This window comes from Moorena sp. SIO3B2, from assembly GCF_010692525.1.
GTDB lineage: Bacteria > Cyanobacteriota > Cyanobacteriia > Cyanobacteriales > Coleofasciculaceae > Moorena > Moorena producens.
Window position 1 is genome coordinate 1 of record NZ_JAAHHE010000236.1, and the last position, 9,605, is coordinate 9,605.

The 9,605-nt window shown below is 43.6% G+C and carries 6 protein-coding genes and 1 pseudogene; 1 reads left to right on the forward strand and 6 read right to left on the reverse strand.

Features of this window, described 5'->3' with window-relative positions:
- The 3 genes and pseudogenes from F6K38_RS29275 to F6K38_RS29285 all read right to left on the reverse strand — a co-directional run.
- A partial coding sequence (locus tag F6K38_RS29275; protein WP_353737231.1) for a trypsin-like peptidase domain-containing protein occupies positions 1 to 467 on the reverse strand: 467 nt, incomplete at its 3' end.
- Between the two features lie 425 nt (positions 468 to 892).
- Positions 893 to 3,157, reverse strand: a pseudogene (locus F6K38_RS44470) (tetratricopeptide repeat protein).
- 48 nt (positions 3,158 to 3,205) lie between these two features.
- Entirely contained in the window at positions 3,206 to 3,628 is a 423-nt protein-coding gene (locus F6K38_RS29285; RefSeq protein ID WP_287358581.1) for a hypothetical protein, read from the reverse strand.
- A gap of 921 nt (positions 3,629 to 4,549) precedes the next feature.
- Between F6K38_RS29285 and F6K38_RS29290 the strand changes: the two genes are divergently transcribed.
- The gene (locus F6K38_RS29290) at positions 4,550 to 4,804 is read left to right on the forward strand and encodes a hypothetical protein (protein WP_287358583.1); all 255 of its coding nucleotides are present in this window, start codon (positions 4,550 to 4,552) and stop codon (positions 4,802 to 4,804) included.
- A 380-nt stretch (positions 4,805 to 5,184) separates the two neighbouring features.
- Here F6K38_RS29290 and F6K38_RS29295 read toward each other — a convergent pair whose 3' ends face one another.
- From F6K38_RS29295 to F6K38_RS29305, 3 genes are all read right to left on the reverse strand, one after another.
- The gene (locus F6K38_RS29295) at positions 5,185 to 5,415 is read right to left on the reverse strand and encodes a hypothetical protein (protein ID WP_287358586.1); all 231 of its coding nucleotides are present in this window, start codon (positions 5,413 to 5,415) and stop codon (positions 5,185 to 5,187) included.
- A 312-nt stretch (positions 5,416 to 5,727) separates the two neighbouring features.
- The gene (locus tag F6K38_RS29300; protein WP_287358587.1) at positions 5,728 to 7,890 is read right to left on the reverse strand and encodes a glycosyltransferase family 39 protein; all 2,163 of its coding nucleotides are present in this window, start codon (positions 7,888 to 7,890) and stop codon (positions 5,728 to 5,730) included.
- A gap of 373 nt (positions 7,891 to 8,263) precedes the next feature.
- A partial coding sequence (locus tag F6K38_RS29305) for a hypothetical protein (RefSeq protein WP_287358589.1) occupies positions 8,264 to 9,605 on the reverse strand: 1,342 nt, incomplete at its 5' end.

Sequence of the window (9,605 nt, forward strand, 5' to 3'; positions counted from 1 at the left end):
ACTTGACCGTCAAAGCTGCGACCGTCTTTTAGGGTGACTTTAACTTCCTCTGTGCCTTCTACAACGTGGGCATTGGTAATCAAGCGTCCATCGGAGCTGAGGATAAACCCAGAGCCGGTGCCTTGCTCGATGCGCTGTTTTGGCATAGGCAGGTCATCCCCAAAAAAGCGCCTAAAGAAGGGATTGTGGAACGGTTGTGGGATATCCCGTGATACCTGACGGGCTGCATCGATTCTCACCACTGCCGGACCTACTTTCTCTACCGCTTTAGCAATGAAATTCAGGTTTCTCTGGGGTTTAACCGTTGGTCGTTGTGGCGTGAATGGTTGTAATACTGCTGGAACGATTTGTGGGCGTCTGATTACCTCTTGCTCTGCCATGAGATAGCGACTACCCAAAACCCCTGCACCTCCGCCCAAGCCCAGCAATGTCAGATAAACGGTCAGCTGCTTTAGGGATAAACTCATGGTTCTAGTAATTTCACTAATTGCTTTTGGGGTCTATATACTTACACTTTACTGAAAAATGTCAAGTGTTGGCCGAAGAATATTTTGGAGTTACGTGAAATAGCGGGTGGGGAGTGCTGATAAAGGTAGGTTTTTTGACAAAGACCTCACGTGTGGGGTGTGGGGTGTGGGGTGTGGGGTGTGGGGTGTGGGAATAATATAGGGTAATATTTTATTATAGCGCTTTTGATAGGAATTTGGTAAAGAGAGCTATTCTTTGGTTGTTGGGTTGAGAATGCGTTCGCTTTTAGCGGCTCCAAAGGAGCATCGCTTAGCGTGACCAAAGGTCAATCCTGTAGGGTGAATTACAATTTCTTTTGATAACTAGTCATTGTTATGAATACATCGCACCAAATAGCCAATTTATTCTGAAAATACCTCAAAAATTAAGTATTATTAAGGATATCGCGCAACCTTTTCAAATTATCACCAAAGGTTACCGTGTTAGGATGGTTTAAGCCTAACTTCCGTTCGGCAATCTCCAATGCTTGGACAAAAAGGGGTTCCGCCTCATCGTACCGCCCCTGAGCTTGGTAGAGTGTTGCCAGGTTGTTGAGACTTTGGGCTATATCAGGATGATCTTCACCCAGCAGCTGCTTTCTCATCTCCAATGCCTGTTGATGGAGGGGTTCGGCCTCATCATACCGCCTCTGATCATAGTACAGTGCAGCCAGATTGTTGAGACTTTGGGCGACATCGGGATGGTAGTGACCCAGCCGCTGTTTTCTCATCTCCAATGCCTGTTTAGAGAGGGGTTCGGCCTCATCATACCGCCTCTGAGCATAGTACAGTGCAGCCAGATTGTTGAGACTGTCGGCCACATCGGGATGGTTTTCACACAGCACCAGCAGCTGCTTTCTCATATCCAATGCCCGTTTATAGAGGGGTTCGGCTTGATCATACCGCCCCTGATCATCGTAAAGTCCAGCCAGGTTGTTGAGAGTTTTGGCCACATGGGGATGGTCTTCACCCAGCAGCCGCTTTATCATATCCAATGCCCGTTTATAGAGGGTTTCGGCTTGATCATACCGCCCCTGAGCATGGTAGAGTAATGCCAGGTTGTTGAGACTGTCGGCCACATCGGGATGGTCTTCACCCAGCAGCTTCTTCAACAGCTCCAAAGCATCGATATAGAGGGTTTCGGCTTGATCATACCGCCCCTGAGCATAGTAGAGTAATGCCAGGTTGTTGAGACTGTCGGCCACATCGGGATGGTCTTCACCCAGCAGCCGCTTTATCATATCCAATGCCCGTTTATAGAGGGGTTCGGCTTGATCATACCGCCCCTGATCATAGTAAAGTCCAGCCAGGTTGTTGAGACTTTCGGCCACATGGGGATGGTGGTGACCCAAGCGGCTTCTAGTTATCTTTAGACATTGCTGATACCACAGTTCAGCCTGGTCATAGATACCTTGACCGTGATATAATTTCCCTAAGCTAGCAAAGGGCTTTATTATATCTTCATCCCTGATCCAGTCAGTTAGGACAGTAGCAGTTTCGGCTAAATGACGGATGAGGGGGCTAACTACTGCAGTGATTTCTTTAGTTGGTGTATAAGGAATTTTTGGAATTTTTTCTGCTATAGCCACCATTGCCTTACAAAAGCTTTGCTTGTAGCTATTGGCCTCTGGTAATTCAGCCAGCTTGGTCTGGAAAAATTATCGAATTAGTTGATGAAGTCGATAGGTTTTATATTCTGTCAGTTGCAACAGATTACGATTTACCAGAAAGCGATCGCGTAATTCTTCTAATTCTTCTTGTTCTTCTTCCGAGTCATCTTCATCTTCAGTTTCGATAACACAATTCTCTACCAGGAACCACTCAAAAGGAGCTTGAGCAAACAGACTCAAACGAGATCCTAACTGCTGGGCTTCTGATGGCAACTCCTGCCAGGATAATTCAAATGCTGCTGCTACTCCCAACTGAGCTGTCATTTCCCCTTCTTCTGTTGGATAAAGTAACGCCTTAGCTGCTAATTTCTTTTTCTCTAAACGTTTCTGAACTTTAGCAATGGTTAAATTCGGATGTATATCTAAATATCGTCCTACTAACTCCAAACCTAAGGGCAAATACCCTAACCATTTACATAAAGCTTCTGCTGCATTTAATTCCTTATCAATGCGCTCTTGTCCAACAAGGGTACGCAATAATTCCAATGCTGCTTCAGGGGAAAGTACATCCAGGTCAATCCGTCGGTAAGAAGCTCCTGGACGCTGACGGCTGGTGATCAGCACCTTGAAGCGGGATTGAGCTGGAGGTAAGTAGGGCTGAATTCTCTGTTTATAGTCCTTGCCGAAATAATGGACATCATCCAGCACAATTAATACTGTTCCTTCTGGCCAATTTCTCCAGCAGTATCTTACCTGGTCGTTGAACTCTAGTTCATCTGGAATCGTTAATCCTAATTCCCTACGCCCGAAACTGACAAGTTGAGTTCCGAGATCTCCACCGCGCACCGATAACCAGCATAAACCCCCAGGGTAGTTGTGCTGATATCTTAAAGCATATTGTAGAGCTAACTCGGTTTTGCCAACACCCCCCATTCCGGCAATGGCACAAATTGCTAGTTTATCGGTGTTTTGAAGTTCCCGATGGAGCTGTTCAAGTTGATCTTTTCTCCCGACAAAGTGGGGAGTGCCTCGATTAGTAATGTTAGTGGGGGGATTTAACTTTATCCGTTCCCGGTCGGACGACTTCAGCTAATAATTATGATAGTGTATCCCATCAACAAATGACTTCTCTGCCTGAAGCTGAGTTTGATTTTTTATGGTATTGTTTCTATTATTCTGAGTCATGCTGATGTTTTCTTGCAGCTTACCAGCATGGATTTCTTTAGCGATCGCCTTAATTTCGGAAGCAAACTGCTGATCATCTTCCATCGCATCCTGCACATACACAGCCAGTCGGTCTAATTCCTGGTTCGAGCCTTGTTCAACTGCCATCATCGCTTTTTCAGCTTTAGGATTACCCCGTAACTTGTCCCAGATCATTTTACGCAGGTTATCCATCTTGGCAATTGCTATTTCAGTAAACTTTTTCCCTAACTCCCCAGCTCCAGATTCCAGAAACTTCTTGAAAGCCAGAGTAGTGATCGCTGTTGCTGAGAGTGTTGCTAGTTCCATAAGCGAATAGGGTGATGTAGCTGCTTAAGGCAAGTAGAGCCAACAAAAATCATTATAACAAACAAATTGTTGTTCTTCTAATGGTTTTAGTATTACTATCTTTGAGGCACTTAGTGCTCATATTTAATAGTATAACTCTTTATAGATTGAAAATGCTGGTTAACAGCATCAGATGCCATTTTAGTCCCCGAGGGTGAGCTAATTAAAGAGCCAAAACTTTTTATTATAGACTGTTTACCAAGTAAGTCTAATCGGGTGCATCTCATTTTTGTAAAAAAGTTGCTAGTGGTGCTTCAGGGGAGCCTCATTTTCCGCCTCTTAGCCAGGGTTTGGAAGATCCGCCCCGTAACGCACCACTGTGTCAAACATCGAAAATGAGATGTACCCGTCTAATCACTGCTTAAGTCTCTGAATATTGGTTGGTTAAGGCGGACAAGCTCAAACAGCAACAATCTCAAACAGCAAAAATAAGATACACCGGTAGGAAAGTAGTAAAGTAGAGAACAGCGGATCTGGGCACAACAAAAAATTATCAAAATTAATTACTTTTTCGATTTACTATTACCGATACTCTCGATAAAATTACTTATCAAAAAAATGCGATTCTCTGAAAGAGACGCTACGCGAACGCTAACATTTTTTTTGTGAATTTTACTTTGGCTGTTTGACCTGGTGGTGCGTTACGGAGCGGACTATACCAAGGCTGGCTAAGAAGCAAACAATTAGGGCAAGTCCGCCCCTAACACACCCTACGCAACTGTTCCCAATTCTCAATTCTAAATTCTAAATTCTCAATTATTAATTCTCAATTCTGTACATTTTCTTTCAATACTCCCTCAAAAAATATTTTCTAAAAACCCTTGACAAAATAATTTACAATCATTATGATGATAATATAAACTTCAAGCAAAGGTTTTAACGATGACTGAAGAGTTTATCCCAAACGAAAACAACAATCCTGAAGAGATTACTCCCGCTAATACTCCTCAGGAACCTTCTCCAAAAAAATACCCAGTTAAGCACATTTTGAAAGGATCACGTAAGGCCATAATTAAGACCATGCATACCCTATATGCGCTGCGTTACGCGGAAATCTCGGAGTGGAGCCCCCTTCAGCCGACCGGAATCCCAGAGGAATTCATCACGATGATGACCAAGTACCTGATTATCGATTAAACTAAATTAGGGGGGGGTAACCCCCCTGGCCAAGACATCAGGTCTCATGACATGGGATTGTGTTTAGGTTTGGTTAAAAAATTGTAGTCATCATCAAAACCTCTAGCCGTGGAAAGTATTTCTGCGGCTATTTTTTTGTGGAGTTTAAGGTTAGGATGTTGAAGGTTTAAGGTTAGGATGTTGAAGGTTTAAGGTTATGAGTTTGAAGGTTTAAGGTTATGAGGTTGAAGGTTGAAGGTTATGAGGTTGAATTGAGAACTAAGAATGTAGAATCCAGACGGTAGAATCCAGACAGTATAATTCTCAATTCTCAATTCTTAATTCTCAATTCTTAATTCTCAATTCTTAATTCTTAATTCTCAATTCTTAATTCTCAATTCTCAATTCTTAATTCTCTCTGTTTCCTTGACTCGATAAGCTTTAGCAGAAGCTCTCAGCCAAATGAATGCTCCGGTAGCAAATGGAATTAGTAGGAAAAGGGTACCAAATGTCAAGGGATGTTCTCTGACATATTCGCTGTAAACCATCACTGCTATTGCTGAGCCACAATAAATTAACCCACAGAGGGGAATAGCAATTACGAGTAAAGCAAATTTAGTGTCTTTATCCATGGTATTTTCACTAGGTTTTATCTTGTTATTTAAGCAATAAGCAGTCAGCGGTCAGCAGTCAGCTATCAGCTATTAGCCATCAGCTATCAGCTATCAGCTATCAGCCAAAGGCTTGTGCCCAGGCTACTTGAGGTGATTTTGAATAAAATAAGCTGACCACTGACCACTGAATGCTTACTTCAATTTTCATTAATCTCGAACTATTAAATTCTACTGAAACAGGTTTATGTTAAGCTGACCGCTGACCGCTGACCGCTGACCGCTGACCGCTGACCGCTGACCGCTGACGGCTGACGGCTGACCGCTGACTGCTTAATTATTAACACATCGATAAAGCTTATAGTTGTATTGACCAGCCCACTTTCGAGAGGTCTTTTCTCGAAAACATTGCTGAGATTCTAGGTCAATTTTGGTACGGAAATTGACTAACCATAAGTCTAGTGGTCGTGGCAATTCCTTTAATTGTTTTTGTAACTGTTGCACAGCATCCTGGTAACTGGAACTATTCCGGTCACGAGCTACTAAGAAAAATTGGGGAAAATCCCTGGAATTACCATTAGAACCATTAGCAACAGCCATACCTTTCAATCCCCAAGCTAATCCCATCATGCGCCCGGTCTGTCCATGGTGTTTGTAGGTCGTTGCGATCGCAAGCGATGCAGCGCGGTCTTGGGGGTTTCCCCCATGAGCGACTGCATCAAGAACCGGCGCTTCACTTGCTTCCTTAACAACAGACACTAGTAGATCCGGGCGCTCGTTCTGAAGATAACCAAGATTCGAGACTGTCACTAATCCACCCAACAGCCCAATCAACCATACCGCTACAACTATCCTTTTGCCAAAGTAAGACTTATAGCCTTTTTCAGATGAATTGACCTCACTGCTTTTAGCTGCAAGCCCCCTAAATCCCCCAATTCTGGGGGACTTTGACTCAATTTCCCCCCAAATTTGGGGGGTTAGGGGGGCGGAATTTGCTGTATACCCTTTGTCATCCCGATCAGGTACATCGAATTTTGTTCCATTTCCCTGCTCCCTGCTCCCTGCTCCCTGCTCTTTCCCCCCCTTATTAAGGGGGGTTAGGGGGGATCCCAGCTCTGTCTGCCTCTGAATAAGACTTCCGTACTCTTTCCCCCCCTTATTAAGGGGGGTTAGGGGGGATCCCAGCTCTGTCTGCCTCTGAATAAGACTTCCGTACTCTTTCCCCCCCTTATTAAGGGGGGTTAGGGGGGATCCCTTGAAAACTGCGGAATGATCAATCTGATTCCAACAACCACCTAAGCTTGCTGCTACCAACAGCATGACTGCTGGAAAGTAGACGAAGTGAAAACGAGGGGCTGTGCTTAAATCTATACCGAAACCCCAAGTCAAGACTAAACATAACCCAATTGCTGCCAAGACATAGTCCCTTAGGATGGTGATAGCGAAACGGTTATGGTGATCGAGTTGCTGCAATTTCAGTCCATAGCGGAGATGGGATACTATCCAAACCACTAGGATTAAGGTAACTATACCGGAAACAATCACAATTCCTAGGGATAGGTCATAGAAAGAGGAAGGTAGCAGTAAAACCATACTGAACAGCCATAGTAGGAATCGTCCTATGGGTTCAATCCATCGTGCGATCGCATTTTGGCTATAAATCCATTGGGTAGGGGGACTATCATGAATAGCTTGTAAGGCCGGTATCCACACTAAACATCCCGCTAAGGAACCCATAGCTACTCCATAAATCCGCCACCAGTAAGGTTTGAGCAAAGCTAGTCGGTCTTGCTGAGTTTGTCGCCAAGCTTGTCTCAATAATGCGATCGCTTCCGCACCTAAAGTCAAGATAAAGAAATAATGGGTAGCAATCCCCAGACTATTCACTCCCACCCACGCTAACCCTAGCCAACTGGGCAACCCTTCACCACGGTGGATTAACTCTACCGCTTTCACCAAGCAACCGAGAGATGCTATCACCAGCAAAATAGCCAGAGTATAATGACGAGCCTGTTGAGCTAGGAAAATCCCGAAAGGAGAGACAGCCATCATTGCTGCTGCTATGTGACCTACCAATAGTGAGCGAAAGGCCAGCCGACCTAGGCAAAAGATAGCAGGAATCGAGATTACTCCCAATAAAGCAGAAAGCGATCGCACTGCCCAAATCGAAACCATACCATCCTCTAATCGGAATAGTTTCAGCCACAGATGGGTTAGAGCAAAATAAACTGGGGGATGGGTACTTTCCGTTAATAAATAATGAATAACATCACTAATGCCAGCTTCAGGAGACGGTTGTAGTGGGCTTAATAGGGTTTCTACTCCCATAAACTGATTCAGAGGTAACGAGTAAAAACTGTTACCCAAGCTAAATACTGTTGTGGCACATTCATCAGTCCAAGGAGGTAAAACCCCTAGACTAGCAAAGCGGAGCAAGGTCCCAATCGTAATCCACAGCAGCAGTAATAAAGGGGTTTGGGATTTTTTTAAGTACATAGAGGAAAGGGAACAGGGAACAGGGAACAGGGAACAGGGAATCGGGAATCGGGAATCGGGAATCGGGAATTAAGAATTTAGAATTGGGAATTAAGAATTAAGAATTAAGAATTGGGAATCAGGAATCGGAAAAAAATATAATATCTTAAATTAAATTTCGTTTGTTTTTAAGAGTAATTTTATTGAGATATACGGAAAAAGTAAATCGCGTTAAATCGTATAAACTTGGAAAGATATGCGAAAAAAATTATACTATCGTCAATAAATTGTGATAATTTTTATTCCCGACTCCCGACTCCCGACTCCCTCGGTGCGCTTTCCGTAGGCGAATTAAATTCGCCACGGGTCGCACCGCTCCCGACTCCCGACTCCCTTAACGACCAAATAACCTTAAAATTATCCACATTAGCAAAGTAGCGATCGCACCAGTGAGAAGACTCCAGGCAAAAGCTGGTGTCAAGATAAAGATAGTATTGTTATCAGGGGGTTGTTGTTTAACTAGGACAGTAGCGGTAATGCTACTGGTTGCTACTCCCACACCAGCCAGAGCAATGCTTTGGTGTAAGCTACGATTACTCTGGGTTTGGTAAGTTTGGGTCATGCCATCTACTGTCCGAATTAGATTTTCTAGTAAGGTTAAACCAGACTTTAATCTCCCATGATCCATCTCCACTTGTTGCAGATATTGGCTAGCTGCTAAATCCCTAAACTCTCTCAGAATGTGCCAATCACTCCGTTGATAAACCTGTTTTAATTTAGTCAATCGTTGTTGGTAATCTTCGATATTGGTTTTAATGGTTTGGGTTTGGGAATCCAGCATCCCTAAATTAGTAGCATAACGAGACAATAGGTTGAGATTATTGCTTAGTATTTCCCTTAATTTTAATGTATTTTGGGGTAACATGCTGATCTGAGCAATACTAGTTTTAACTGAGACTAGATCAGCTTTAAGTTCTGCTAGTGGTCGGTTAATTTCACCATAAGCCCAAAGAATTTTGTTACGATAATACAATAAGTAAATTAAGTCTATATAAATACCAGTAATGCTATCGATGATAGAATCAATAGAACGCTTTTTGGGAAACAACCAAATTAAAAGATGATGGTTGTTTTTGATCGCTTCTGGCTCTGACCAATCAGCGGGAGGACGCCAAAATTCAAATAAAGTACCCCCTAGCACTTTGCCTTGGGCTTGAAAGTCTCTTGACCAGTCGGGTTTAGACACCAGTTGCTTGTAGCATTCTAGGGCAATTTGTGTAGGGTCTTGATCACGGTCACACAGTTGACCCCACATGATCCAAGTTTGACCAATTGCTCCAGGTTGATGATTGATGTGGGCAAGAATTTCCCCTTGGATTTTCTTAATATTTGTAATGGGTTGGGGTGAATGGTTTGATTGTCTGATCCCATCAGCATAGACTCCGGAACAGTTTACCTGAAGGGCGTAAGTGTTACCAATTTGGATAGGGTAGTAGTAGCCTTCCAAAGGACGCTCGAAATGCTTGACCACATCAGCACCCAATAGTTCCACCAACCTAGATTCTGAGCGTTCTGCCTGTTTGAGCTTAGCCAGTAACGTCGGCTCTAGGATCAGGTCTGATTCATCACCCTCGGGATGACCATAGATTCTTTGCCAGAATCGTTCACGGTTATAATCAATAATTTCCGGGTCTTGCCCTAGACCTTCCCGTAGATCGTAGAGGAATAGGTCAAGA